The sequence below is a fragment of the Psychrobacillus sp. genome, assembly GCF_032154225.1.
Lineage (GTDB): Bacteria > Bacillota > Bacilli > Bacillales_A > Planococcaceae > Psychrobacillus.
Genome location: NZ_JALDYF010000023.1, coordinates 12,290 through 39,276 on the forward strand (window position 1 = coordinate 12,290; position 26,987 = coordinate 39,276).

General features: G+C 33.8%; 29 protein-coding genes and 1 pseudogene. 24 read left to right on the top strand and 6 right to left on the bottom strand.

Translation table 11 applies throughout. The annotated features are described in order from the left end of the window. Positions 1–155 precede the first annotated feature (155 nt). Complete coding sequence (locus tag RUH95_RS19215; RefSeq protein WP_313894519.1) at positions 156–800, bottom strand: CPBP family intramembrane glutamic endopeptidase; 645 nt, start codon at positions 798–800, stop codon at positions 156–158. Positions 801–1,059: 259 nt separating this feature from the next. Here RUH95_RS19215 and RUH95_RS19220 point away from each other — a divergent pair, with 259 nt between their 5' ends. The 3 genes from RUH95_RS19220 (at position 1,060) to RUH95_RS19230 (ending at position 5,433) form a co-directional block, all read left to right on the top strand. Then, on the top strand, positions 1,060–1,512 hold the full coding sequence (locus RUH95_RS19220) for an SRPBCC family protein (protein WP_313894520.1): 453 nt from the start codon (positions 1,060–1,062) through the stop codon (positions 1,510–1,512). 271 nt (positions 1,513–1,783) lie between these two features. Beyond that, the gene (locus RUH95_RS19225; RefSeq protein ID WP_313894521.1) at positions 1,784–4,021 is read left to right on the top strand and encodes a YcdB/YcdC domain-containing protein; all 2,238 of its coding nucleotides are present in this window, start codon (positions 1,784–1,786) and stop codon (positions 4,019–4,021) included. 221 nt (positions 4,022–4,242) lie between these two features. Further along, positions 4,243–5,433, top strand: coding sequence for a winged helix-turn-helix domain-containing protein (locus RUH95_RS19230; RefSeq protein ID WP_313894522.1), 1,191 nt, complete (start codon positions 4,243–4,245; stop codon positions 5,431–5,433). Positions 5,434–5,566: 133 nt separating this feature from the next. On the opposite strand, the gene RUH95_RS19235 is transcribed toward RUH95_RS19230, so the two are convergent. From RUH95_RS19235 to RUH95_RS19245, 3 genes are all read right to left on the bottom strand, one after another. After that, entirely contained in the window at positions 5,567–6,559 is a 993-nt protein-coding gene (locus tag RUH95_RS19235) for a Gfo/Idh/MocA family protein (protein WP_313894523.1), read from the bottom strand. A gap of 626 nt (positions 6,560–7,185) precedes the next feature. Beyond that, the gene (locus tag RUH95_RS19240; RefSeq protein ID WP_313894524.1) at positions 7,186–7,437 is read right to left on the bottom strand and encodes a hypothetical protein; all 252 of its coding nucleotides are present in this window, start codon (positions 7,435–7,437) and stop codon (positions 7,186–7,188) included. A gap of 56 nt (positions 7,438–7,493) precedes the next feature. Beyond that, entirely contained in the window at positions 7,494–7,697 is a 204-nt protein-coding gene (locus RUH95_RS19245) for a hypothetical protein (RefSeq protein WP_313894525.1), read from the bottom strand. Positions 7,698–8,713: 1,016 nt separating this feature from the next. Between RUH95_RS19245 and RUH95_RS19250 the strand changes: the two genes are divergently transcribed. From RUH95_RS19250 to RUH95_RS19275, 6 genes are all read left to right on the top strand, one after another. After that, the gene (locus RUH95_RS19250) at positions 8,714–9,232 is read left to right on the top strand and encodes a sigma-70 family RNA polymerase sigma factor (RefSeq protein WP_313894526.1); all 519 of its coding nucleotides are present in this window, start codon (positions 8,714–8,716) and stop codon (positions 9,230–9,232) included. Next, positions 9,225–10,019 carry a hypothetical protein gene (locus RUH95_RS19255; protein ID WP_313894527.1) on the top strand — a complete coding sequence of 265 codons (795 nt, stop codon included), beginning with the start codon at positions 9,225–9,227 and terminating at the stop codon, positions 10,017–10,019. Before RUH95_RS19250 ends, RUH95_RS19255 begins: the two co-directional genes overlap by 8 nt. A 354-nt stretch (positions 10,020–10,373) precedes the next feature. Next, entirely contained in the window at positions 10,374–10,829 is a 456-nt protein-coding gene (locus RUH95_RS19260) for a GNAT family N-acetyltransferase (RefSeq protein WP_313894528.1), read from the top strand. Between the two features lie 168 nt (positions 10,830–10,997). After that, positions 10,998–11,534 (top strand): hypothetical protein, encoded by a 537-nt coding sequence (locus RUH95_RS19265; RefSeq protein ID WP_313894529.1) that lies wholly within the window; start codon positions 10,998–11,000, stop codon positions 11,532–11,534. A gap of 282 nt (positions 11,535–11,816) precedes the next feature. Continuing rightward, positions 11,817–12,437 (top strand): NAD(P)-dependent oxidoreductase, encoded by a 621-nt coding sequence (locus RUH95_RS19270; RefSeq protein ID WP_313894530.1) that lies wholly within the window; start codon positions 11,817–11,819, stop codon positions 12,435–12,437. Positions 12,438–12,628: 191 nt separating this feature from the next. Beyond that, complete coding sequence (locus RUH95_RS19275; protein ID WP_313894531.1) at positions 12,629–12,769, top strand: hypothetical protein; 141 nt, start codon at positions 12,629–12,631, stop codon at positions 12,767–12,769. A 540-nt stretch (positions 12,770–13,309) separates the two neighbouring features. Here RUH95_RS19275 and RUH95_RS19280 read toward each other — a convergent pair. Further along, the gene (locus RUH95_RS19280) at positions 13,310–13,792 is read right to left on the bottom strand and encodes a MarR family transcriptional regulator (RefSeq protein ID WP_313894532.1); all 483 of its coding nucleotides are present in this window, start codon (positions 13,790–13,792) and stop codon (positions 13,310–13,312) included. Between the two features lie 126 nt (positions 13,793–13,918). On the opposite strand from RUH95_RS19280, the gene RUH95_RS19285 reads away from it, so the two are divergent. The 10 genes from RUH95_RS19285 to RUH95_RS19330 all read left to right on the top strand — a co-directional run bounded on the left by RUH95_RS19285 (position 13,919) and on the right by RUH95_RS19330 (position 20,365). After that, positions 13,919–14,674, top strand: coding sequence for an NADPH-dependent oxidoreductase (locus RUH95_RS19285; protein WP_313894533.1), 756 nt, complete (start codon positions 13,919–13,921; stop codon positions 14,672–14,674). Positions 14,675–14,700: 26 nt separating this feature from the next. Then, complete coding sequence (locus RUH95_RS19290) at positions 14,701–15,138, top strand: VOC family protein (protein WP_313894534.1); 438 nt, start codon at positions 14,701–14,703, stop codon at positions 15,136–15,138. Positions 15,139–15,154: 16 nt separating this feature from the next. Next, the gene (locus RUH95_RS19295; RefSeq protein WP_313894535.1) at positions 15,155–15,772 is read left to right on the top strand and encodes a VOC family protein; all 618 of its coding nucleotides are present in this window, start codon (positions 15,155–15,157) and stop codon (positions 15,770–15,772) included. 9 nt (positions 15,773–15,781) lie between these two features. Continuing rightward, complete coding sequence (locus RUH95_RS19300) at positions 15,782–16,216, top strand: ferric reductase-like transmembrane domain-containing protein (protein ID WP_313894536.1); 435 nt, start codon at positions 15,782–15,784, stop codon at positions 16,214–16,216. A 280-nt stretch (positions 16,217–16,496) separates the two neighbouring features. After that, positions 16,497–16,976 carry an NUDIX domain-containing protein gene (locus RUH95_RS19305; RefSeq protein WP_313894537.1) on the top strand — a complete coding sequence of 160 codons (480 nt, stop codon included), beginning with the start codon at positions 16,497–16,499 and terminating at the stop codon, positions 16,974–16,976. Between the two features lie 653 nt (positions 16,977–17,629). Further along, positions 17,630–17,842: a hypothetical protein gene (locus tag RUH95_RS19310; RefSeq protein WP_313894538.1), complete on the top strand. Its 213-nt coding sequence runs from the start codon at positions 17,630–17,632 to the stop codon at positions 17,840–17,842. Between the two features lie 9 nt (positions 17,843–17,851). Beyond that, positions 17,852–18,031 (top strand): hypothetical protein, encoded by a 180-nt coding sequence (locus RUH95_RS19315; RefSeq protein ID WP_313894539.1) that lies wholly within the window; start codon positions 17,852–17,854, stop codon positions 18,029–18,031. A 236-nt stretch (positions 18,032–18,267) separates the two neighbouring features. Continuing rightward, on the top strand, positions 18,268–18,792 hold the full coding sequence (locus RUH95_RS19320) for a GNAT family N-acetyltransferase (protein ID WP_313894540.1): 525 nt from the start codon (positions 18,268–18,270) through the stop codon (positions 18,790–18,792). Positions 18,793–18,950: 158 nt separating this feature from the next. Beyond that, positions 18,951–19,187: a DUF3977 family protein gene (locus tag RUH95_RS19325; protein ID WP_068985480.1), complete on the top strand. Its 237-nt coding sequence runs from the start codon at positions 18,951–18,953 to the stop codon at positions 19,185–19,187. Positions 19,188–19,585: 398 nt separating this feature from the next. Further along, positions 19,586–20,365, top strand: a complete 780-nt coding sequence (locus RUH95_RS19330; protein WP_313894548.1) for an alpha/beta fold hydrolase — start codon at positions 19,586–19,588, stop codon at positions 20,363–20,365. A 569-nt stretch (positions 20,366–20,934) separates the two neighbouring features. Here the strand turns inward: RUH95_RS19330 and RUH95_RS19335 are convergent. Beyond that, positions 20,935–22,170: an MFS transporter gene (locus RUH95_RS19335; RefSeq protein WP_397469528.1), complete on the bottom strand. Its 1,236-nt coding sequence runs from the start codon at positions 22,168–22,170 to the stop codon at positions 20,935–20,937. A gap of 410 nt (positions 22,171–22,580) precedes the next feature. Here RUH95_RS19335 and RUH95_RS19340 point away from each other — a divergent pair. The 5 genes and pseudogenes from RUH95_RS19340 to RUH95_RS19360 all read left to right on the top strand — a co-directional run bounded on the left by RUH95_RS19340 (position 22,581) and on the right by RUH95_RS19360 (position 26,492). Then, a pseudogene (locus tag RUH95_RS19340) lies at positions 22,581–23,005 on the top strand (ester cyclase). A gap of 48 nt (positions 23,006–23,053) precedes the next feature. After that, positions 23,054–23,635, top strand: a complete 582-nt coding sequence (locus tag RUH95_RS19345) for a TetR/AcrR family transcriptional regulator (protein ID WP_313894542.1) — start codon at positions 23,054–23,056, stop codon at positions 23,633–23,635. Positions 23,636–23,916: 281 nt separating this feature from the next. After that, positions 23,917–24,186: a DUF4190 domain-containing protein gene (locus tag RUH95_RS19350; RefSeq protein WP_313894543.1), complete on the top strand. Its 270-nt coding sequence runs from the start codon at positions 23,917–23,919 to the stop codon at positions 24,184–24,186. A 258-nt stretch (positions 24,187–24,444) separates the two neighbouring features. Continuing rightward, a complete protein-coding gene (locus RUH95_RS19355; protein WP_313894544.1) occupies positions 24,445–25,608 on the top strand; it encodes an NAD(P)/FAD-dependent oxidoreductase in 1,164 nt (387 codons plus the stop codon). 17 nt (positions 25,609–25,625) lie between these two features. Then, complete coding sequence (locus RUH95_RS19360; RefSeq protein ID WP_313894545.1) at positions 25,626–26,492, top strand: RNA polymerase sigma-70 factor; 867 nt, start codon at positions 25,626–25,628, stop codon at positions 26,490–26,492. Positions 26,493–26,987 lie beyond the last annotated feature (495 nt).

The following is a 26,987-nucleotide window of genomic DNA, read 5'->3' on the forward strand; positions in this document are numbered from 1 at the left end:
TATCACTTTATAATACACTAGTACTTGTTATAATACTCCCACCAATTTGCGCAATACTCCGTCAGAATAATCAGCAATACTGCGGATTTTTATATGAAATTGCTTTGGTTAAAAGGGAGTAGCCGTCCCATGCTTCGTACAATTGCTTCTCACTGTTATTTTTCTTGCATGGAGACTTTTTGATAGTTAGAAGAGTAATATGCTGCTAAAAAATTGAATTCGATATGAAGCAATAAAGGAATAAGTATGGATTGTGTATAATTTGCAATTGCGCCAAATAGAATACCCCCGATGAACGCGAAAGACATATATCGAATACTCCATTTATTCAATTTATAATATTGTAAATGGGCGATAGAAAACAAGAATGCCGAGATGATCACTGAGATGGATACTGGTAAATAGGCAATCTCAATAAATGTATATTGAAACGATTTATTCAGTAGTGGCAATATATAACCTCTAAATATGACTTCTTCAACAATAGGATAGAAAATAACAAAGTTAATAATATTAAATCTCCCGATCGGTTTGTATCCAGCATATTTAGCAATAAACATATTTGCAATAAAAATTGTAAAAAATACATAAATCATTCTTTTATCAACTACAGGAAGTTGGTATACCAATTTATCTTTTATGAAAAAGGTAGTAGCAAATACCATAGTTCCCCATATATAGATAGTATATTTACCATCTGTATTTCCTGGAATAATAGAGATTTTTGTAACAATCCCCTTAATCATACCGTAGGAAAACGTTAGTAAAACTGCTAACATAATTATTGCAATCTGAAACATGATTGTTGTACCTTTCCTTTCTTTACGGGCAATTATTCTACATACGCATATTTTTCACCTTGTTTCAATAGATGGAACATTCTATCTATTTATCATGCCACATAGAAGGCGAATGTTCTACTATAGGTTTTAAGAATTCTTCTGTTTTCTAGCAGCGACCATAATTAATTGCTCGCTAAAGATGAATTCGTCCAGGTAAAATGCTAAACTAGTAGTAATGGATTCCCATTAACAACTAGAAAAGAAAGTAGTGAAAAGTATGGCAATTGCATCGCATTCTGTAAGCATTTCAACATCTGTAGAAAACGTATGGGAATATGTTAGTCAAATTGAAAACTGGGCAACAATGGTTCCTGCCTATAAGGAACATGAGCAAATTGATGAACAAATGTCAGTTTGGACATTCGAAGGAAATTTTAAAGGACTTAAAAAAACTGTGAAAATGGAATTAAACATCACTGAATTTCATGAGCCGTCGATGATACGATTCGAGTTAAAAGGTGTGACGGACAATTTTACGGGAAGTGGAGAGTTTACGGCAGAAGAAGCGGACGGGCAGACGTTAATGACTGGAACAGTAGAAGTAAACGCAGGTGGCTTAACAGGCGCTGTGCTGTCACCCGTTATTAAAATGGTATTGCCAAAAGTAACATCTCGCTTAACAGAGAAAATTGCACGCCAGGTTAAACGAGAAGAAGCTCCTGTTCTGTAAATAAGATTTACAAAAGTACCTACGCACCCATGTAGGTACTTTTTCTTTTTATTAATAAAGGTATAAACTTTCAAACTCTATCTAAGTTGTTTATCTTAACATGTCCAGGCAGTCTCCGAATTTATTTGCCACTTTCGTATTTTTCCTCTCCACCCATCATAGACTCTATAGAATTGTTTCCAATTTCCAAAAGAAAGAGAATCAAGAAAAATGTTTTAATTTATCTGAATTAAGTGTACAATTTAGTTATAAATGGAATGGGAGGGTTATCTTGTTTAATTATAAAAAAATTGGTGTTGTATTAACTTCTTCAGCTTTATCTCTTGGAATGTTTTCGTCGATGGCCAATGCTTCAACTACAATGAATATACAACCAGAAAAAGTACAAATTCAAGTATCTTCTACAGAAAAGAGTTTCACAAAAAACGATCTTATTAAGAAGCTTCAAAATTTGTTTCCAAAAAAGTTTGATTTTTTATCGAATAGTGATTTCAATATGAATAGTGGTGGTCGCTTTTTTCCCGATGATGATACGATGCGATATGATTTGTTTTTCCATAAAACAGTTAATGGAAAACAATTGAATGGTAGTGCTACATTTGTAGGGGAGAAATTAGACATTGAGCAATTTTACTTGCAGCCACCAATTGAAAAAGAATCCTTATTCCCTGCAAAGGTTACAAAAGACGATGCTAGGAAAATTGCAAATGATTTTGTTAAGAAACTTTTGGGAGGAGCGGAATATCAGCTAGAAACAGACCCTTTCAATTATCTTCCAAGCCAAATATTATCAGAACCAATTCGTTATTCCTTTTCTTTTGCTCGCACCAAAAATCAAGTATCCATCAAGGATCAAAGAATAGAAGTGTCTGTTCTAGGTAATGGGGAAATAGTTAGCTTTTCCCAAAATCCTATACCAAAGAAAGCTTTTACCTTTGACGATGCAAAACAATTAAAAGATAAAGAGGCAATTTTGGAAAAAGTAAAAGAAAATTTATCGGTTGATATGCAATACCAAATTAATAATGATTATCGTAGCGGTGACCGCAGCGTTCAACTCGTTTATCTACCAACAACAAAATTGCTTGGAGTTAATGCTTCTACAGGACAATGGATAACAACAGATGGAGATTCTGCAGAATTTCCAAAGAACACAAAAATCGAAATGATTTCAGCTAAACAACTTCCACCAAAACAAAAAGGAATTACTTTAGAACAAGCAAAGAAAATTGCAGAACAAATGCTTAAAGTAAAAAGTGACAAAGTAAAATTAAATATTGAATCGGTCGAAGAAACAAAAGATCATAACGGACAGGAAGTCATTCGTATTCAATACATGTATCAATATGCGAACGGCGGATCTGGAACAGTTCTTGAATTAGATAAAAAAACAGGTGAGATTGTTCAATACAATGATATGTCAAGCGATCTTCTTGAACGAACTGAAGAGGAATCAAAAAAAGAAAATCCAATTTCTGAGAAAGATGCGCGCACTCAAGCTATAAAATATTTAAAAGAATTGGCACCTTCCTATTTACACAACTACGCAATGCCGGTAGAGAAGGCTTATTTGGAAGAGAGATTTGGTACTTATAGCTTCTCCTTTCCTCGAATTGTAAATGGTATTGTTGTCATGGGTGATCAGCTCAATGTAAGTATAGGCGTTGATGGTTCCTTAAAAAACCTGAATATCAATTATCAAGAGATTGAAAAATGGCCATCCATTGACAAAGCTATTTCGAAGGAAGATGCAAAAGTAATATTGAAAAAGACATTGAGTTTGAACCTTAATTATATGAAATCAGACAATAAAAAAGACAATCTTCACTACGATCTAGTCTATTTACCTTCATATAATGAAGATCCATTAAGCTTTTTAGATGCTAATTCGGGTGAATGGAGCAGCTTATATAATGGAAAAAGTACGTCTACTATTTCACATCCTTGGGCAGCAGAGGAACTTAATTATCTTATAAATGCTGAAGTTTTAGACATGAAAGATACTAAAAACTTTAATGGGGATGCATCTGTTTCAAAAGGGGAAGCACTAAAAGTTATGATGAATTCCCTTACGTATTTTTATAGTAATAGTTATGATAATGAAATGGAAAATAAGAAACAGACAATTAAAAATATTGACCCTAAGCATCCATTATATCAAGTAGTTGAACGTGCGGTTGATGCAGGTATTATTAATGCAGATAACGAGAACTTCGATTTTGACTCTCCAATTAAAAAAGAAGAACTTGCAGTTTGGTATATCCGCGCTTTAGGGTTAGATCAAGCAGCAAGGAATAGTAATATCTATAAATTAGATTTTGCCGATGCAAATAAAGTAAAACCAGAATACGCTGGTTATGTTGCATTAGCTACCTCAATGGGATTATTAAAGACAGATCAAAATAACTTTTACCCAGATCGAGAAGCGACGTATGCAGAATTGGCAGTTTCAGTTATCCTATTAGCGCATGAACTATCTGAAAGAGGAAATAGCTTACGTAATTATTAATAAATAGTTAGCTATACTATCTATGATTTCAAAGCCCTTTACCGTATGAGAAATCAAACGGTGAAGGGTTTTTACGCCCTTTAAACGAGAACGTATGTTTTAACTTTGTTTTCTTTTGCTCAAATATTTTGTATGATAAAAGAGAAGAGAAAGAAATAGAATAACGAAAAGATCCCCTACTGTAATATAATAAGAAAACTAAACGAGAGGTAGGTGCGCGCATGATCCAATTAACAAACCGCCAGGCACGGCAATTTCTGTTGTTGAAGCATGGACTTTTGGGCGAATATAAATTTAGTGGAAAGCAGGGCGTATTGGACTTTGCTCGGCAGGCCAACTGTATTCAATACGACCCCATCGATGTTTGCGGAAAAAACGCCGAATTGGTCTTACAGTCGCGAATTAAGGGATTTACGAAGGGAATGCTAGCCGAGTTACTGTATGAGGATAGAAGACTTGTCGATTATCCCGATAAAAACCTATCGATTATCCCTGTCGAGGACTGGCCATATTTTGAGCGATACAGGCAAGCTGCCCGACAACATGCCGAACGCTATCCCGAAATGGAAGCGTTGACAGCGGAAGTACGGACTCATATCCAAAATCATGGTGCACTAAGTTCGAAGGATATAAAATTGGATGGAGATTTCTCATGGCAATCGGTCATCCACTGGAGCGGTGGAAACAATTCATCTCGATCGGTGCTGGAACAAATGTTTTCGACAGGTGAGTTGATTATCCATCATAAAAATGGAACGCGTAAATATTACGATATCGCCACAAAGTACATAAAGTCAAACCTGCTGAATGCATCAGAGCCGTTGGAAGATGAGCTTGAGCATCATAAGTGGCGGGTATTGCGTCGAATCGGCTCTGTTGGTCTATTATGGAACCGTGCGTCAGATGCATGGCTGAACATATGGGGGTTGAAAGCAGCATCGCGCAATGAAGTTTTCCGCCAGCTATTACACGAAGCTCGTATTGTTGCTGTTACGGTGGAGCAGATGAAGGATACACTATACTGCCTTTCAGAGGATTTACCGCTTATTGAAGCCGTTCTGCAAAATCAAGAGCAGAACTTACGTTGCGAGCTTATTGCACCGCTTGATAATTTTATATGGGATAGAAAACTTATCAACGAATTGTTTGACTTCGATTACACCTGGGAGATTTACACCCCTGCAATCAAACGAAAATTCGGCTACTATGTGCTGCCTCTATTATATGGAGAGAGCTTCATTGGACGAGTCGAGATAATCGCGGAGCGAAAAAGTGGAACGCTCGTTGTTAAAAACATCTGGTACGAGAATGATGTGGAGCAAACACCGCAATTGCAAACCGCCTTGAACAGTTGTTTCCAAAAATTTGCGTTATTCAACGGGTGTGGGGAGATTTCGCCAGTGTATAAGTGAAAAGGATTAAAGCACTAGGCATTAGAGTTTCCTACGAGAGGAAGGCCAACGTTTTCCATATGATAATAGACTAAAAAGCCTGTTGTAAGTGGAGTAGTTACTTATAACAGGCTTTAGTAATTTCTAGTTAAGGCTAATGTAGTTTTGACAGAATAAGATCGCAGAGTGCCATCGTATTTACATTATCACGTCCATTTGACAATGGCTTTTTGCCATTTTTACAACACTCTATAAAATGACTCATTTCTCCAACGAAACCACGTAAATAAAGGTCTCGGTATGCTCCAGACATAGGTGTTGCAGATGGTGTAAATACTGTATCTGCCTCTTCAAGAGATTTCCAAGGGAGTTGTTCAAATGTTTGTGATTTATGTACTGTAAGGGTATTAATTTCATCTACAAATGCAAATCCGTTATCAAATGTAACAAGCAAATTTTCACTTTCACGTGACCAAGCTGTCATCCCTGAAAAATAAAGACTCCCAACGACCCCATTTTCAAACTTTAATGAAATACTTTGAGAGATATATTCATTGTCACTATTTTTAAAACCAGTTACTTGTGCAACTTCTCCAAATAAATAACGTACAAGATCAACAATATGTATAGCAACCAACTTCATAAATTGTTCTTCATTTTTACAAAATGGTGTACTGTCCACTGCAAATCTTGCTTGAAACGAACGTGCAGTTCCTAGTTTTTCGTCCGTAATTAACTCTTTTAACTTCATATAACAAGGAGCATAACGTTTCATAAATCCGACCATTAATACAACACCTGCTTCTTCAGCCGCATCTGCAATTTCAGCTGCTTCTTCAGCACTCATCCCAAGAGGTTTATCCACAAAAACATTTTTCCCAGCTTTAATACAATTTAGCACTAGAGATGGATGATCTTCAGGCTGAGCAACTACAACAACTCCGTCACACATTTCATTTTCTAACATCTTTTTATAGTCATCGTATGGTGTACCGTTGCTTCCGAAGTGTTGAAGGGCTATTTTGGATCGATCCATATTTCGCGTCGAAATAGCTTGTATTTCTACTCCTGCTTCAATTGCTGAAGGATAAATATTTGTAGAGGCATGAAAACCTGCACCTATAAATGAAAGATTGGCTTTTTTCACTTTCATTGCTCCTATCTGTCTATTCTTATTATTTTGTATCCAATCAAAAATAGCATAATCTCTAATTATGTGTCTACTAAAGGATGGAATAATTTCGCGTTTATTAGTTGTTCCTTAAAGGCATCTACTTGTATATAGTGAACCTTAATCAGTCATGTTGTTAATTTTTGTACTTAGATTGAGGGCAATTAGCATTAAGTAAGACCGTTCCAATTGGATAGTTCATTGTGAATAAGATACATTGGTGATGTCAAAATTAGTTAGAATAATCGAATCGTGTAAGTTCCAATTAATTATTTGTAATGTGGGAAGTACTTTAACTATACTTTACTCATCCATTTTTTGATCTGAAATGAAATAGATTCATACTATATTTTTATTAATTGGTGTCAAGGACTGGTTATAGACAGCTGGGAATTGCCATACGAGTTTATATTAATAGAACTGGGGTAAACAAATTAATACTACTTGGTATTGCAATAGTAATAATTCATTCTAATAATTTGGATTTGAAATACTAAAATGTTAATTATCGAATAATGAATAAAGGCATCTAATTTATAAAAAAGACCGAATGGGTTTTCCCGAACGGTCTTATATTTTCTACTAAAACAAACAAATAGGCATTAGTATCTTCTTTTGTTTAGTAAATCGAAGATTTTTTGAAATTGAGCCTGCACTTGAGCTTCAAATTGAGCTTGTAACTGAGCTTGAGCTTCAAATTGAGCTTGCAATTGAGCTTGTAACTGGGCCTGAGCTTCAAATTGAGCTTGTGCTTGCGTATCACGGTTCGTAATGTGTGGGTTTACATGAACTTTAATTTTAGGTTCATCATGTTTTTCACATTCGTCAAAATTCCAATCATTAACTTGTTCCATTTTAAATCACCTCCTACAGAGTAATTAGTTTCAGTTAATTAAGGTATTATTGAGAGCTAACTTAGTTTGTCAATAATTTTTTGCAACTGAGCTTGGAACTGAGCCTGTAACTGAGCTTGAGCTTCAAATTGAGCTTGCAATTGAGCTTGTAATTGAGCTTGAGCTTCAAATTGAGCCTGCAACTGAGCTTGTACCTGAGTATCCACATTGTTAATAACAGGGCTAACTATTACTTCAATATCTCTAAAACTATCACGCATACTAATACCCCCTTTTATAGTTATTTTCGTACCTCTTAACAATCCATAAGTGACTTTCTCTCTCAAGGTTAAGTCATTATATATTATGAGTTTTTAGCGAGCCCGCAAAGGCTATCGCATTGATTTAAATAAATAACGGTTTTTCCTACTTAATAAATATGTTCATCACTAAAGAGAAGTTGATAAAATCATTTGAGTAAAATAAGAGTAATTATGCGGACAAAAGAGTAAACAGGTGGACTGTTTTACTTTTTTAATGAAAATAGGATACTACAGTTTCAGTAATTGCTATTCCTTTATGATTTAATTTCAGTATTACCTTAGTTAAATATGACTAATAGATTTCTTTAAATAGAATTTCCACTAATGAATTAGCAACATGCATTAGAATCAAGTAATAGAAATAACTACTTTTCCATTCATAATAGCAAGTCACCTCATTATATGATGATATTTTTTATAGTGAAAAAAGGACTTCTTCTTAGGAATATTATTTACATAAAATAGTGAGGTTTTTGAACTACGATGGAGTTGCTATAAGAAGGATTAACGCAAAAACGACTGAAAATCGACCAAAGTCCGAGAAATAAATGAAGAAAAGGTTGTTTTTGAATGTGCTGAACCAAAGTTGTTTTGAAGAAACGGATGAAATAAGTAGGAGCGTTATTTCTGGAATGAAGGGATTAACGCTCTTTTTGTTGAACTTATTATAGTAATGGAGCAAAATACAATGAAATTGATTTTTGAAAGACCTATAAAAGGGTAATCGGAAACCACTCGTTATGAAAGTTTGTGAAATATTACACTTAAACTAACGGGGCAGGTTAGTTCAATAACCAGGGTATCTATTATGTTATTGAATTATATGATGAATTCGAAAGAATCCACTTTTAATTGGAACAATGATAACAAGTTTTATTCCAAGCCAATGTTTAAGGCTCGGAATTTTATTTTTATAAATAAAAATTAGACTTTCATGCTTTTGAATTCGTCTAATAAGTAGAAAGGGGATGCTTATGAATAAACTTGAAGATGAAAGGTTTCGATCTATTATCAATGAAAATAATGATTATTTACTTCAGCTAAGCTATCTCTACGTGAAAGATTGGAATATTGCAGAGGATATTGTACAAGAGGTATTTATCAATTATTGGGTTAAGTCGGAGCAATTTCAAGCTCAAGCAAGTTTGAGAACGTATTTAACACGAATGGCAATTAATCGATGTAAAGATTATTTGAAGAGTTGGCGTTACAGGACACAAACATTAACGAATATTTTTACAGATATTATTCGAACCAAAAATCAGCTCATTCTACAAGATGAACAATTGATTGTGGCAGAAGCGGTCTTATCGTTGCCTATTAAATTTCGAGAAGTCATTATTTTGTATTACTTTAATGAACTAACTATACAGAAAATCTCCAATACGTTAAATACGTCAGAAAGTACGATTAAGTATCGATTAAAAAAAGCGAAGGAACGATTGAAGGAAAGGCTATCTAAACAACAATGGGAGGTGTTTGTTAATGAATGAAATCAAAAGACAATTAAAAATGAAAATCGGTGATACAACGCAACAACAGAGAAATGTAGTTCATAAAATTCAGCAACTAAATCCAATTTACTCAAAAAAGAGTAAATCACTATTACCTGCTGTTGTAAGTATAGCTGTTTTCGCAGCAACACTTATTTTTGTTTTTTCTATAATTAGTGAAGAAGGTATTTTTAACCCTACTAATTTAACAAATCTTCCTGATTCTATTACAATGATTGATTCAACAAGTGGTGAATTAGTGGAACTAAATTATCAGGAATATAGTGGTTTCTTAAATTACATATCAGAAAATAACTATGGCAAACAAGAAGATGTACTATCGACTTTAAAATATACACCCATAGTAAATGAGTTATCATCATATCTTGTAACATTTGATTGCAAAAAAACTGTTTGTGCAAGTGCGTATCTTACTTTAGATAGTCAAAAGAGTACGATGGCACCTTTAGGAGAAGGTATTCTTACAAGTGAACTAATCTATTCTCCAAATCAAGAAAATGTCATGTTTTTACTTTCAAATAGCGAAAATACAAAACAACGAACTGTTGTCATTAATTTTGAATTTAACGGCGAATCTAGAATTCCATCTTTACATCATGAATATTTTAGTAATTATAATTGGCCAATTACGAATCTTCAATGGCTTACTGACAATAAAATTAAAGTAACAGTTGCAGATTTAGAGGAATTGACAGACGTAAACATAAAAGAATGGGAACAAGACATAAATAGACCTACTAAGACTATTGAAGTACCATTACCATAGATAGATAGATAGATAGATAGATAGATAGATAGATAGATAAATTAATTAATTAATTAACTAATTATTAAATAAATCTTCTATATTCCTGTGTGTTGGACTAAACATTTGGTTAATGGTTGCTTTGGAGAGATTGTGAAGATTTGTACTAAATCTAACGGGTGCTTTAGTAAAATAGACCATCATTTTCGATGGTCTATTTTTACATCCAAAACATCGAGTAGATGTCGGCAATACAATGTGAAATGTTACACTTAAACTAACGCTGCAGGTTAGTTTAATAAGAATTGTAAAGATTTAAAGGAAATAACGCCTAAGATGTAGTATAAAGATGTATTAAAAAAGGGGGAGTTAGGTATGTATCAATATTTCAATAGCTTAGTAATTAGGGAAGGCACTGAGGGAGTTCCAGCTGAATATGTTGAAGCCCTTTTTGAAGATGCTGGATGGGCGAGAAATACTCCATCTTGGCAGAAAGAAAAGTTTTCCTTAATATTTAAAAACTCAACTTGGGCATTTACTGTTTGGGATAATAACAAGATGATTGGTATGGTTAGGGTGATCTCAGACCAAATAATGGCTGCTAACATAATGGATTTAGTTGTTTTATCAGAATATCGTGGAAAAGGTATAGGCAAAAAACTTGTGGAACTATGTGTTCAAAAGCTGCCTCACGGTGATTGGTTCGCACACACTTCAACTAACAATTTCAAATTTTATGAAACGTGTGGTTTTGAAGTAAAGGACTTATCTAAAAATGGTACCTGTGCTTATTACGGTTATATACAAGCACGTAAAGATGGGCATAGGTAGGAGTTTGTTGTTAACCTAACGGGTGCTTTAGTTATACAAGTGGCTGCCTGTAAGGGTAGCTTTTTCTAATTGAACTAACGCAGTAGTTTAGTTTAACAAGCGATGTCAATTTGATAATTTTAATGATGCTGGGAATACTACACCTAAAATACATTGAGGTGCTAGAAAATGACCAAATCTATTTCACTTTTGTTGATTTCATTTTGTTTGTTGTTTTTCTTGACCATATATGCAACTGCAAATGATAAGCCTGATCCTTATGAAGAAATATTTCCTGAAATAGGTTACAAAACTGTGGAAGATGCATTGGACGATTTTGAACAACATTTTAAACATAAACCTAAACTTCCGCTTAGAGTACCACCGATAAGCTTTACTCATCATTTTGGAAGGTTTAATAATTTAGATGGCGATATGAACGATTATTTTGAGGTGAAAATGATAAGTGATCAATCACCTCAAAACCATTTCAAAATTGATGTACGACCTATTCAGCATAAACACACATTTGAAAAGTATATATCGAATGTCTTTAAGTTGAAAAATGGAAAAGATGCAACATATATCAAAGACCAAACAATTGGTTTTAATTTGTTAGTCTTCGAAAGAGATAATTGGCAATATGTGCTTGGTATTGATACAGATGTGTCTGATAAAGTAACACCTGAAATACTCGTTCAAATAGCTAATTCTATTGATTTTTAAAAAATCGTTATTCAACTAACGGGTGCTTTACTTCAAGAAGGAGTGAAGCTTTTTTCTTATTGAACTAACGAGGCAGGTTAGTTTAAGAGTGCTGTTAACTTGTATTCAACAAACGGTCCATTTTGTTGAGGGACTTCTTTAAAGAAAATTAGTTTGCTATTCAAAATTTAAGTAGTTTGAATTTATATACTTAAAGTAATCCTGCCTAAGTTAAAAAAGACGAAATAATAGCATTTATAGTGTAGTGTAATATTTGTAATCGTAAAAAGGAGGATTTTACTTTTGAATATTTTAATTTTAGGTGCAACTGGACGAGTTGGAAGTCAAATAGTAACTTATGCCCTTCATGATAGACATCATGTTACTGTATTAATTCGCACTCCAGAGAAGATTCAAATAAATAGTGAAAATTTAACCATTATTCATGGGAATGTTTTAAATATAAATGATATAGTACGTGCAATGCATGGGATTGATGTAGTTATTAGTGCACTAAATACTGATGGCACAACCACTCTATCAGAAAGTATGCCACTTATTATCGAAGCGATGGAAAACGAAGGTATGAAACGAATAATAACAATAGGAACTGCGGGTATTCTGCAAAGTAGAACCACGCCAAATTCTCTGCGTTATCAATCAAGTGAATCAAAGCAGAAGTCAACCCGTGCAGCGAAAGAACATCATATGGTGTATGATCTGCTTAAACAATCAACACTTGAATGGACCATTGTATGTCCAACGTATTTACCTGATGGAGAAAGATTAGGTGAATACCGTGTGGAACGTGATTTTTTGCCAGTGGATGGAGTTAAAATAAATGTATCGGATACAGCAGAATTTACATTTAAACAGATAAAAGCAAGTGATTATATAAAATCACGGGTAGGTATCGCCTACTAATATTATTCTCTTACATTATTACTTGCTGTCTCAAGATGAAATTTATTGTTTGTAAAAAATTGATCTTTAACTAACGGGTGCTTTACTTCAAGAAGGAGTAAAGCATTTTTCTTATTGAACAAACGAAGCAGGTATTTAGGGTGCTGAATTATTCGGCATCCTTTATAATAGAACTTAAAAGAGGCGTTTTCATGGAGCCAGAAGATATGCTAAAAATGATTGAGAACTTTAATGATGAAGAGAAACAGAAGTTTTTAGATTTAATATCTAATGAATACTTTGTTGACGGTGGTGCTATTAGACACACCATTGAAAATAACGAAACTGAGTGAAGCTTAGATGCTTTGCTCTTTTTTTACCTCTAAAACGTCAAGAGACCTCGGCGGTCCATTATAACACCCCCTCATGTTAACTGTACTCATAGAAATGTTAACACATTAATAGTGATAAATAAATGCTAATATTCAAAAAATAGGGATTTTTTAAATAGAACAGTTAGTGTGTTCTATAGGAATGTCAAAATATTTGTTGTAGTGTTTTGAATTTAAACCTTATTTGATCGTATTATCAATAGCAATTTTGGTGGCTATTTTTAATATCATATTAGATGTACCGAGACATATATATATAATTTTGATTATCAGCACTATAATATCTTTAATTTTTGCAGGAATGAAGGGAAATTCAAAAGCTTAATCCGAGTAGCTTTCAGCGAGAAATTGTGAAATGTTACACTTAAACTAACGGGGCAGGTTAGTTGAATAAGGAATGTGTAAATTCACACACAAAAAAGCCTAGGACTTGTATGTTCTAGGCTTAAAATGTCTATCATTCATAACTAATCAGATAATTTTAATTGATTCAATTTAAATTTAATCAATGTTAACAAATGAAGTATTTGACAAATCATTCAATATTTTATTTAAGAAAATTAGCTCTTGGTTACTGTATTTATTTATAAAATTTACATAATTTTTGTTTATTTCTTCGTGGAGCTTTTGATGTAAATTACATAGTTCTTTCCCCAAATCAGTCGTTATAAAATAGATTTCTTTGTTATTATTTGGGAGATATTCTTTCGTGATTAATTTCTTTTCCACTAATTTTCTAGATATTTTAGTTATAGTGCCTCTTTGCATGTTTAATTCTGTAGCAATAGTAATCCCTTTTATTGGTTGATGTTTCTGAATGCAATCTAATACGTGTAACATTAATATAGTAATATCCTGTAAAATAATTAATAACTCTTCATTGTTACAATTTTGAATTAACCAAGTTTTTTCTTTATCCTCTTCATTGTTCCTCTCTATTAATTTTATATATCCATCTAATATATTTTTTTTTATTTTATCCAATTTTTCATATCCCTTCATAACCGAATATTGATTATTATAACCTATAATGTTTCTGGGAAACAAATTTGACATTCAAACTATGTTGTTTTATCATTGTTTCCAGGAAACAAAAAAAGGAGACTCATTATGAATAAAGTATTAGAAACGATCATGAATCATAAATCGGTAAGAAAATTTAAAGATATTAAATTAACTAATGAACAAATTAATGTAATTATAAAAGCCGCACAAATGGCACCATCATCACTTTTTATGCAAGATTATGCAATTATAGGTGTTACGGATCAAAAAATAAAAGAACAACTTTATCAATTAACAAAAGGCCGTTGGGTGAAAGAGAATGGGTTACTTCTTATTTTTTGTTCAGATTTAAATCGAATAACCATTTTAGCCAATGATGAACAAAAAAAGAAGCTAAAATTAGCTCATAAATTTGGTCCTTTCAAAGAAATTTCCACTATTAATACATCTATAGCAGCCCAAAATGCTTCTCTTACTGCCGAATCTATGGGGTTTGGTGTTGTATATAGTGGCGCAATAGCTGAACATAAGAAAGCTGTCAAAAAGATCTTAAAACTACCGAGAAATGTTGTTCCTTTATTTGGTCTTTGTATTGGTGTATCAGATAGTACACCTGAACAAAAACCTCGTTTACCATTACACGCGGTGTATTTTCAAAATGAATACATTCAAGATGAGGGAGTACAAAAAGAAATTCTCATTCAGTACGATGAGACAATGAAAAATTATTATGCATCAAGAACGGATAATAAAAAAGTAACTACTTGGTCTGAAAAGAGTTTTGAGCCAATCAATCATTTACCAACTTCCAAAATAGGATTCATTATATTCGCGTTAAAAAGATTTCTTTTGACTAAATAATTTCTTTAAATCTAGAGGTGAAAACAATGAAAAATAAAGCGAAACATGAAAATTATCCTGAATTAGACAAGCTGCAACATGTAGTTTTTTATGTGAATGATTTGCAGGAATCACAACGTTTTTATGAAATGATTTTTGATGTACAATGCTCTGCCACAGCTCATCCAGATAGTAGCGCAGCAATGCGAATTGTAGGAAATACAATGAAATTTTATAGCTTTGGATATTATCATCACGATATTTGTTTAGTACAAAACCCGAAAGTGACTATAGATCATGAACAATGGAATCATTATACGCTTAAATTAGCAAACGGAGTCAGCTTGGATGAGGTAAAGAGGCGATTAGAATCCTCTAATGTGCCTTATTTCGAAGGCAGAATGTTACCAATATTATCGAATGAGAAAGAAAATGTAATTCATTTTAAGGATCCAAATGGACATGTAATTGAAGTAGTTGAATAGAAAGGACAAGAGATTTATGGCAAAACAAATGAGTAAATTACAAACATATATTAGCCCTTTGTTAAAGAGTAAATTTGTACGTGAGTTAATATTGTTACCTTCAACGCTTTCTGGTAAAAAGCATTTAAATAAAACGGAAGAATACCCTGTAACTAAACCGTCACTAATTTCGCATATCGAACGTGTTGCTATATACGTGTCAGATTTAGAGTATTCTATAAATTGGTATATAGAAAAGTTAGGCTTCACTTTAGAAAGTATTACAGAACAAGTAAAGGTTGAGGCATTACCGAATCAAACAATCCGTTGTGCTCTATTAAATACGAAGAATCAAAGGAATGATCTTGTTTTAGTAGAGAGAAGAGATGTTAATGGTAAAAAAATCCATACGTCTACTAATGGATATTTTCATATAGCTTTTGAAATAGAGGAGCATCGTACATCCTTTGAATTTGCTCAACGTTTAAGAGAAAAAAATGTATTTATTAGCTACGGTCCAGTAAAACATAGCCGTGATGGTGATGGTGAGATTGGTGGTAATATCGCAGTTTATTGTTTTGACCCAGATCATCATTATTTAGAATTCTTTTTTGATATGGATAAATATGAAGTAAGAAGACTTACAGGAGGTTAAAAGTAGAACATGATTATTAGTGAAATACTCGCTTGGCTTGCTGTGATATTTACCATATTGTTAGCACTAAAATATATTGCACGCATTAGCGGAAATCGTCAGTTAAACCGCCTTTTTAGTAAATCTCACAAGCACTTGGGGATATTGATGATTACCACTGGCCTTCTGCATGGTGTTTTGTCTGGAAACGAGAAAACTACTAACCTTTTTGACATACAATTTATGCCTAAACTCTTTACTCTTAATTTGGGTACTGCCTGCTTCTTTGTCGCCTTACTTCTGGCGCTTACCTATATGTTTCGTAAAAAGTTAAAGAAGCGATGGATGTTTTTACACCGAGTGTTGACGGTAATCCTAATAGTCCTTATAGTACTCCATGTACATGAGGAGATTGAACGTCAACATCAATATAGAGAGGCCAACTTTCCTGAAATGACAGAATAATCATTGAGCTGATTCTGGTATGTTTCCTTGATTGATAGGACGGATGAACTGATTAATTATGAAAAAACAACTAGTTTGTGAAATGATACACTTAAACTAACGGGTGCTTTAGCAGAACAAGAGGCTCCCTTTAGGGGAGCATTTTCTTATTGAGCTAACGGTGCAGTTTAGTTGAATAAGAACAAAAAAGAATTTTATTATTTAACGTTGAATTATATAAATTAATCAAGTGCATTTTCATCGATGTAACTTATTGAAATTAAATATAGGGGGTTATTAAATGCAGTTTCATATCAGAGTACGAGCAGGTGCAATTATCATAGAAAATAATAATATATTATTAACAGTATATAATGACCCGATAAGAGGTACCGTCTATGATTTACCGGCAGGTGGGACAGAACCAAATGAATCTATTACTGATGCAGTTAAAAGAGAAGCTAAAGAAGAGGCATGTATCGATGTAGAAGTAGGTCCTTTAGCCTTTGTTTATGAATATACACCACATCTTAATCTTGAAAAGTTTGGAAAAACACATACATTAGTTATGATGTTTGAATGCAAAATAATAAACCACACGACTCCAAAATTTCCACAAAATCCGGACTCGAATCAAATAGATGTTAAATGGCTACCTATATCAGAGTTACAAAACGTTGAAATGTATGCTAATGTCGGTTCTTATTTACAGAGTTACACCACTAACGGTAGAAACATTGACTTAATCGAAGAACATAAACTAATTCAAGCAGTTAGGTGAAATTTTAAGGGAATTAATTCCTTACTTCCTCAACTAACGTGTGCTTTAGTTGAAGAAGGACCACTAAAAATAATCAACGTTTGTTATGAAACTGTATACAAAATCACAACAAAAGAATCCACTTTGAACAACCTTCTTTCAAAATGGATTCTTATATTTTTGGGTAATATAAGGGGTAAAGAAGAATTTTACAGCTTGCTCATTTTCAATGTATGCCTTTAAATCTCTTCTATTATATATACTCACCAAACAACTCCGGTTTCCAACTATGAATAGCGTGGTTTTGCAAAGCAAAAATATCTGCCAAGTATATTTGGGTAGTTTCTAATCGTTCATGTCCTAGGCTTCTCATGATGTCATAATTAACGCAAATAACCAGTTGTACTTAAAATGGCCAAAACCCTTATATGACAGGGTTTTGGCTGTTTTTTAATTTCCCTTAAAGTTAAGGAAAGAAGGATTAACGCAAAAACGACTGAAAATCGGGTGTTTCGGTCGAGTTGAACCTGAATAAAGTGTAACTTTGTAAAAAAGCTGGATTTTTCTATTGGAAATTTATGTTACGATTATTATAAAGATTGTGAAAGAATGTACTTAAACTAACGGGGCAGTTTAGTTGAATAAGGTTTTTTAATTATACGAGGGGGAAGAAAATGAGGAAGAATTTATTTGTCATAGCTGTAATTACGTTATTTTTATTAGTTGGTTGTTCACAAAAAGAAACATTAACAAAGGCAGAAGATAACTATAGCAACGCCTCAGATTTAGATATACCTACAAGGGAAAGTATTTTAAGTGATGGTTATCCAACGAATAAAAATGGGCAAACCTATGGTCCTAATATGGGAGACCTAATGCTTGTTTAACCTGTTTTAATGAGCGCTATTGGAATAGATGGTACAACAGGGTATGTAAAAAAAGAGGATTTGGATGGTCCCATACCTAAAACCCCTGAAGAAGCAGTTAAACTTACAAATGAAGCTAAACCAAGAGAAATTCCTTTGTATGATTTTGATGGAGAGACTGTTATTGGTAAGTTTATTGTAGGTGGATAGAAGCTGTTCTATTATTGAACAATTTATAGTAAAGAGAAAGTGTTATTAAAGTAACGGGTGCTTTACTTCAAGAAGCAGTGAAGCTTTTTTCTTATTGAACTAACGGAGCAGGTTAGTTGAAGAAGAAAATAAAAATATTTTAAGAAGGAACTAATTGGAGAAAAATAGTATAATTAAAAAGTCTAAAAATTCATTGGTATAATTTTACGGAATCAATGTAAGGGAGGAGAGCTAACTTGGAAATTACAACAGAAAGATTAATAATTAGACCTTTTAAGAGTACGGATTTACAGGATGTATTTGCTATTTATAATAATGATGATACCTGTAAGTACCTATTACATAATAAGTGGACTCATGAAGATATGCAGAAAAGATTTAATAAGAAGCTAGCAAACGGTGTACTCACTAAAGAATCAATGTTAAGTTTGGCGGTTATATACAAGAATAAAGTAATTGGTGATCTATCCGTATGGTATACAGATATGAAAGATACTATTGAGATTGGTTACAGTTTTTCAAATGAAGTAGCTGGGAGAGGTTTGGCAACAGAAGCAGTAAGTAGTTTGGTAATTAAATTATTTGATGAATTTAATGTACATCGTATACAAGCTAATCTTGATGCACGGAATAAAGCTTCACAAAAATTGTGTGAACGAATAGGCATGAGAAAGGAAGCCCATTTCATACAAGATTTTTGGATTAAAAATGAATGGACAGATAGTATTGTATATGGATTGTTACCCTCCGATTTGCAGTAATAGATTTAGTTATTTTATTCAACTAACGGGTGCTTTACTTCAAGAAGAAGTAGAGCATTTTTTCTTATTGAACTAAAGAAGCAGTTTAGTTGAAGAAGGAATATTTGTTTAATGATACAGTATAAGTTATTTTGTTTGGCAATAGGGGTGAGTTGATTTTGAAATTCATTGAATTTGGAATAGGAAACACATGGATAATTAGGACTGAAACAGAGTTAGAAGATGGCACGGAATATGAGGAGAAAGGAATAAAAGGACCAATAAAGTTCTACTCCTTGTATTTAAGAATTTGGATTGGTAAAACCGTTTTAATAGCAGATTTAAAAGAAGGTTTTAAAAGACAAAAGAAAAACCGTAACGAATTTAAAGTTATATTTGGTATAGTCAGTGGTTAAATCTTGTTTCACTAACGGGTGCTTTACTTTAAGAAGGAGTAAAGCTTTTTTCTTATTCAACTAACGCAGCAGGTTGGTTGAAGAAGCTATTATATACTTTATTGCCTCGAGTTAAAATCATAAAGCTTTAAACATAAAAAGGTAGGTTTAATGATGGATGTATTATCCTTAATTGCAGGAGTTATTTGTATAATAATTACGTTATGTATTTACATACCTGAGGAGGCTCTCCGACCGTTCATTAAAAATCGAGAAATTCGCTTACATTCGTTAGGCGTTTCTTAAGCATGTATTCATCGTAATATCTCAACAAAGTTTGATGACGAAATTAGGCACACACTCTGCCTTGGGTGAATATCTTGAAGGGAAATTACTTTTTAATAATCGGAGTGATACACTTGGGATACTATGTAAATGTCGAACCAGGCGTCAACGTATTTATAGAGGACATCAATCCGAAGGCAAATAAAACGATACTTTTTATTCATGGATGGCCGCTAAACCATAACCAGTTCGAATATCAGTTCAACTACCTTCCAACGCTTGGTTATCGTTGTATCGGAATGGACTGGAGGGGATATGGAAATTCGGATAAACCTTTTAACGGGTACAGTTTCGATAGATTAGCAGATGATGTCCGCATGGTCATCGAGACGTTACAGTTAAGAAACATAACACTGGCAGGGCACTCTACAGGAGGCGCGATCTCGATTCGTTATATGGCTCGTCACAAAGGGTATGGGGTATCTAAACTCGTCCTGATCGACGCTGCCTCTCCATCTAGCGTTCCAAAAGAATTTACAAATAAAATCATCGAAGATACAAATCATGATCGACCGCAAATGCTGCAAGACCAACCGAGAATTTTTTTCTTTCAGAATATTTCCGAACCGAAATCCGATTGGTTCGTTTCAATGGGATTACAAGCGGCGAATTGGGCGACTTCTGCCATTATGGTCACGCTTAGAGATGAAAATGTTTACAACGATCTAGGTCAGATAGAAGTACCCACATTAATTATTCACGGTATTCATGATAAAGTCGTTCCGTTTACCCAAGCTGAGGAAACAAATAAGCTAATCAAAAATTCGAAGCTAGTTCCGTTCCAATACAGTGGCCATTGCGCTTTTTTGGAGGAGCGCTATAGATTCAACCAATTATTATCTTCTTTTGCATAACGACTCGAAATAGCAATACCGTCGCCAATTGTATATTTGTAAAAAAGATTGATTATTTATATTAAAGTTTGTTCTATTATAATAATGATTGATAATTGGTAATAAAGTTTGATTAAAATCATCTATCCTCTATATATTTCTTAGGGGTGAGATGATTTTTTATTTGGATATAAGTAAATCACGATAAAGATTGTGAAAAAATGTACTTAAACTACCATGAAAATTAGTCTCTTGAAGAAAAGAAAAATGACACTACTTAAGAAAACCCCTGTTTAATCGTAAAAAAAAGTGGAGAGCGTAAATAAGTCATTGGATTACGGTTGACTGGATTAAGGTCAGTATCAGAATGACACTTCCTAACTATTTTCATTCTCTGTGCTGCATAGATGGTTAACGGGTGCTTTACTTCAATAAAGGGGTAAAGCCTTATTTTACTAACGAAGCAGGTTACTTGAAGAGTGTTGTCTAACTTAAATAAACGTAAGCTTCTGAAATTAAGTAAAAAGGAGATAGAATTAATTTCTATCTCCTTTTTGCTTAATTTTTAAAAAATATCATCTACTACGAAATTACTTCTTCATAATCTCCTTAGCAAGACGGTAGGTAGCAATCCAGAATACAAGAGCCAAAGCACTGACAGAGACACCGAATAAACATACCCCTTTCCAGCCATAGTTTGCGTATATGTTGGTTGAAACTATGGAACCCGTTGCACTGCCAATAGAATAAAAAACCATGTATGCAGCAGTAAGCCGACTTCTTGCTTCAGGTCGGACCGTAAAAATCAAACTCTGATTGGTGACATGAACTGCTTGTACAGCAAGGTCAAGAAGGATAATGCCAATAACTAATCCGAGAATTGAATAGCTAATAAAGTTAATAAAGAACCATGATGAGAGTAATAACACTAAGGCTATGCCCGTTGTAAGTTGTCCTAATCCTCGGTCAGCTAGTCGCCCAGCTCGTGCGGCAGCTAATGCTCCAGAAACTCCAGCCAGACCAAATGCTCCAATAGCAGTATGTGAATATGAGTAAGGTGGAGAACTTAGCGGTAACACCAATGAAGTCCAAAAAGTACTAAAAACAGTAAAAATCAAAAGTGCTAATATCCCACGAATAAGCAGAATCCTTTCCTGAACAAATAACATTAGAACAGAATGTAACAATTTTGGGTAAGATAGAAATGGACGCTTGTAGACAGTACCCGGAAGTTTTTTGTGTAGTAAGCCAATCAAAATCAGAATTAACACAGCTGAAGAAAGGTAGACAGACCGCCAACCTCCAAGATCTGCCATTATGCCAGCAAACGTCCTTGCCAGTAAGATGCCAATGACAACTCCACTTGTAACGAAACCGAGTACTCGTCCACGTTCAGCAGGAACAGCCAACGTTGATGCGTATGCGACAAGAGTTTGTGTAACAACGGCAAGCAAACCTACCACTGCAATACCAATGAAAAACACTATACTGGTAGGAGCTATACCAACAACAACTAAAGCAACAACTAACATTAACATTTGACCAATAATCACACCTCGATGATTTAATAAATCACCTAGTGGAACCAATAACAGGAGTCCTAGTGCATAACAAATCTGAGTAATTGTAATTACGATTCCAATGGTCGAGGGTTCAATAATGAATTCACTTGCTATCGAGTCGAGTAATGGATGGGCGAAATAGACGTTAGCAACAGCCATACCACAAGCTATTGCTAATAATAGTTCTGTATATCGAGACATGGTTAAACTGGATGCTAATTGTAACTCATCCGTTTTTGTAGCAAAATCTTCAGCAAATTTTATATTTTTTCCGTTACTATCCAATTTATTACATCTCCTTCTTATTATTTTACCATTCAGTATAATATACCGTTAAGTATAAAATGGTGCTTTTAAAATATAATCTTAACTTGTTTAGGTGTCAAGTTAGTTTTGAATGTTATCTATTGTTCATTAAAGAATTTTCCCATTGACATATGAGAATATAAGCACATCCTTATTTACTTCAATTGGAAAATGAAAAAACCATCCAATATTGACAAAAAGGATATAAATGAATAAAATCAAAATATACCGATTGGTATAATATAAGGAGGTTTGATGTGAACGGAAAAGGAAAATTTGATAGGGACGTAGCAAATGATGAACTAAATCAATTAAATGATATAAATGAATTCAAAGGTGAAACATCTTAAAAAAAATCGCCATCATCAATACAGACTAACGAACAGATTATAAAAACTTTTTTTGAAGTTGTCAGATCAGGTAACAAACCTGAACAAGCTGAAACGCTCATGGCGAAAGAGGTAAAAGCTCATCAAATGAATTCAGAAAGTATGGTGACAATAATAAGATCACCCAAGAACTATGCAGAACATATAAAAGAAATGTTGGATGTATGGGGAAACTTTAAAATTGAAATTCAAGAACTTTTTTCTCAAAATCAGAAGGTTTATGTTAGATGGAAACAGATTGGAAAGCATATTGCAGAATATGAGGGCTACCCTCCTACAAATAAAGAAGTTATTGAAATAGGTAGTGCCATATACCGACTAGAAAAACAAAAAAAATAGCGGAATATTGGATTCAAGTGGACAGACTTGGAGTCATTGAACAGAAAAAACGAAATCAAAAATAAGATTGCTATCAATAGAGAAATTCAGTTTTTGGTGAAGGAGGATTTATCATGGTTCGACAACGTGAATTTGATAAGGAAAAAGCATTGGATGATGCTATGGAAATTTTTTGGGAAAAGGGTTACGCTGCCACATCGATTAGTGATTTAACAGCCAATATGGGAATACAACGTCCCAGTTTATACGCAACGTTTGGAAATAAAGAGAAATTGTTTGAAGCTGCTTTGCGTAAATATACAAATTTGCATGCCTCCCTCATTAGAACAAAACTACAAAGCACTACATCTGTGAAGGAAGCATTTCGTAACCTATTTGAAGAATTGATAGAAGTAGAGTACAGGAACAAAGTAAGTAAGGGCTGTTTTTGTATTAATACAATTGTAGAGCTTGCTCCACACGATGAAAAATTTGAAATCCTTACGAGGGAGCATGAAATGTATCTTTCAGTCATTTTTCAAGAAATCCTTCTAAAAGGTATTAAATCCGGTGAGTTAGAAAGCAACCTAGATGTTAAAGCCTTAGCTCAGACATTAGTTGTCGCATTAATTGGAATTACTGTTTTATTGAAATCTCATCCGGAGCGATCATTCGTAGATAAATCTGTAAATTTAATACTATCGTTAATAAAATAAATAGAAGAAAGTTCGGATTAATGGAGATATATCTTTAATAAGAATTTTTTTCAAAAAAAGAGAATAAAACAAAGAATATTGGAACAAAAAGACTTGAATAAGCTTCACTTTACTTCTTAAACTAACGGGTGCTTTACTTCAAAAAGGAGTAGAGTACTTTTTACTAACGGAGCAGGTTAGTTCAACAAGCAGGGATTCTCTGAAAAGAAGTAGATGTACTTGTTATATGGGAAAATTATTCAAATATTGGACAGGTAAAGAATCGAGGTGGAAATAAAAAGATGGTTGAAAAAACTCAAACAAACAACAGTAATTCGGTAATTTCCTTAACACTTGGTATTCTTTCAATCCTAATACCATACATCGGGTTAATACTTGGTGTTATTGGAATTGTAGTTTTAAGAAAAGCAACAAAAGAAATTGTAAAAACAGATGAAGGTGGCAGGGGATTAGCTACCTCTGGTTTAATTTGTAGCATTGTCGGGATTATCATTCAACTCGTTCTAGTAGTGAGTATTATTGCTTTCTATTCTCTAATTAATGTAAGTTAGTATTTCAAGTTCTTCTTCAACTAACGAGTGCTTTTGTGAAAATCGTTGAGCTGTCCAGACAACTCTTTTTTCTTATTGAACTAACGCGGCAGGTTAGTTAAACAACAGGGATAATTATCGGTATGTCGTACTCGACAAAACTGTGTAGTGACGGAAAGTAGAATACAGCTATTTGATATCTTTTTGGTGGGCTCATCTGTCACAAATTGGCTTCTTTAATCGTCATGTGATTAGGACGTTGAAAAGGAGACGATTAAAATGAAGAATGAGAAAACAATCGTGGTCATTGGTGGCGGGTATGCTGGGATTAACCACATCGAAGCACTTAAGAAAGAGTTTCATGAGGAGCTAAAAAGAAGCATTCGGATTATCCTGGTTGATAAAAATACTTTCCATTTTAAAAAGGTTAAATTATTTAAGGGGATTGTTAATGAAAATTTGTCGAATTTAAATGTTCCTCTAAAGCATTATTGCGGCTCTGATATTGAGTTTATTCAGGGGGAGTTAACAGCAGTTTATCCTAAAGAGCAAACTGTTCACATTATCAGGGAGGATGGAACATTGATTCATCTGGATTTTGACCGTTTGGTGCTTGCCATGGGCAGTGTACTACGTGAAGTGAATTCAGAATGTGGAGGAATATCGCTCAATGATTTACAAAATGCCCAATGTATTCGGCAGCATTTATTGGGGATGATGGAATCACCAGTGAGTAAAATTCGATTGGCAATAGTAGGAAGTGGGATTACAGGAATTGAAACCGCAGCAGAAGTGGGATCATGGTTGAAAGATGAAACTAAAACAGAAGGGATGAAGCAGAAGAGCATTGAAATATTCCTTATTAATAATAAACAGAGATTATTAGATGAAGCTCCAGTGAAAATCAGTGAACGGCTTGAGAACAGGCTAACGAGACATGGTATACATTTAATGCACAATAAAAAGGTAGAAAAATTCTCAAACGGTAAAGTCGTTTTCTCTGATAAATCCGAACTTGAAGCGGATGCGTGTGTTTGGACAGTCGGTTTAAAGCCTCATCCTAGCCTTTTCGATTTAGGTCTTTCTCTTACAGAACAAGGAAAAATAAAAGTGGATTCATGGTATCGTTTAGTAGAAAGTGAGAATATTTATGCCATTGGAGACTGTATTCATGTGGTTGATCCTATAAGTGGAAAAGCTGCAGCAATGAGCTGCAAAGAAGCTATTTCCCAAGCTCAACGACTTTCTAAAATTATGAAGGCACATCTTCAGGGATTACAAGCAATTTCCCATCAAACCTACCCTGATTTTCTTTGTATAGGACTCGGTCCGAACGATGGTTTTGTATGGGCGCAAAAATGGGGAGTTGATTTTGTCCTTTCAGGTAAATTGGCAGAAAAAATAAGAGAGTATACATGGAATGTTGCCAGTATTACTCACTAAAGAAAGGAGGTAAAGGTATGGAGCTTCAGAAACTATATTCTCAGTTTCAGCCACTTTTATTTTCGATAGCTTACAGGATGCTCGGCACTGTTTCTGATGCAGAAGATATTGTTCATGATGTGTACTTGCAGGCAGGAGAAAAAACGATTGAGCATGTGGAAAATAAGAAGGCATACCTTTGTAAAATGGTTACAAACAAATGTATTGATCATTTAAAATCTGCCGCTTATAAACGTGAAGTTTATACTGGTCCCTGGCTGCCAGAACCATTGATTTTAAACGATAACGATCCTATTACTGAAGTGATGAACGGAGAAGCGATATCATTTGCCATTCTGATGCTGCTGGAAAAATTGAAACCCTTAGAGAGAGCTGTTTTCATCCTTAGGGAAGTGCTAGATTATGATTATTTGGCGATTTCACAAATTTTGAATCGCACCGAATCTAATTGCAGAAAAGTATTCAGCCGGGTAAAGAATAAATTTCCAATGTTAAAAGAAGAGGTGGAAGCATCGAATGATCCGAAAATAGATAAAATTATACAGACATTCGTGTTAGCATTAAATCAGGGAAACATACAGAAGATTGAAGAATTATTGCGTCAAGATGTTACGCTATATTCCGATGGTGGAGGAAAAGTATATGCTGCCTTAAAGCCGGTACATTCCAAATATTTAGTTGTCCGTTTTATTAGAAACTTACTGTCACATAACGATAAGAAACAAACCGTTGTAAAAATCGTTAATGTAAATGGTGACACTGGACTCTTGGTAAAGGGAGTTGACAATGTCAAAATGGTTATTTGTTTCCATGTAAAAAACGATCAAATTGCTGAAATCTATATTGTGAGGAATCCAGAAAAACTACAACATGTATATCTATAAGCTCACTAAATTTGCATCTAATTAAACTAACGGGTGCTTTAGTTGAAGAAGGACCACTAAAATAAACAGCCTTTTTTTTGAGACCGAATACTAACTCACAACCAAAGAAAGAATCCATTTTGAAGAAACTTTTCAAAATGGATTCTTTTATTTTGGGGTAATATAAGCGTTAAAGAGGAACTTTTCATCTTGCTCATTTTCAACGTATGTTAATAAATCTCTTTTATTATATATACTCTCCAAACAATTCCGGTTTCCAACTATGAATAGCATGGTTTTCTATTGCGAATACTTTCTCTAAATAGATCTCAGTTGTTTCTAACCGCTCATGTCCCAACGATCTCATAATGTCGTAATTAACGCAAATAATCAGCTGTACTAAAAACGGTCAAAGGCCTTATTTGATAAGGTTTAGACTGTTTTTTTAATTTTCCCTACTGGTTAAGGAAAGAAGGATTAACGCAAAAACGACTGAAAATCGGGTGTTTCGGTCGA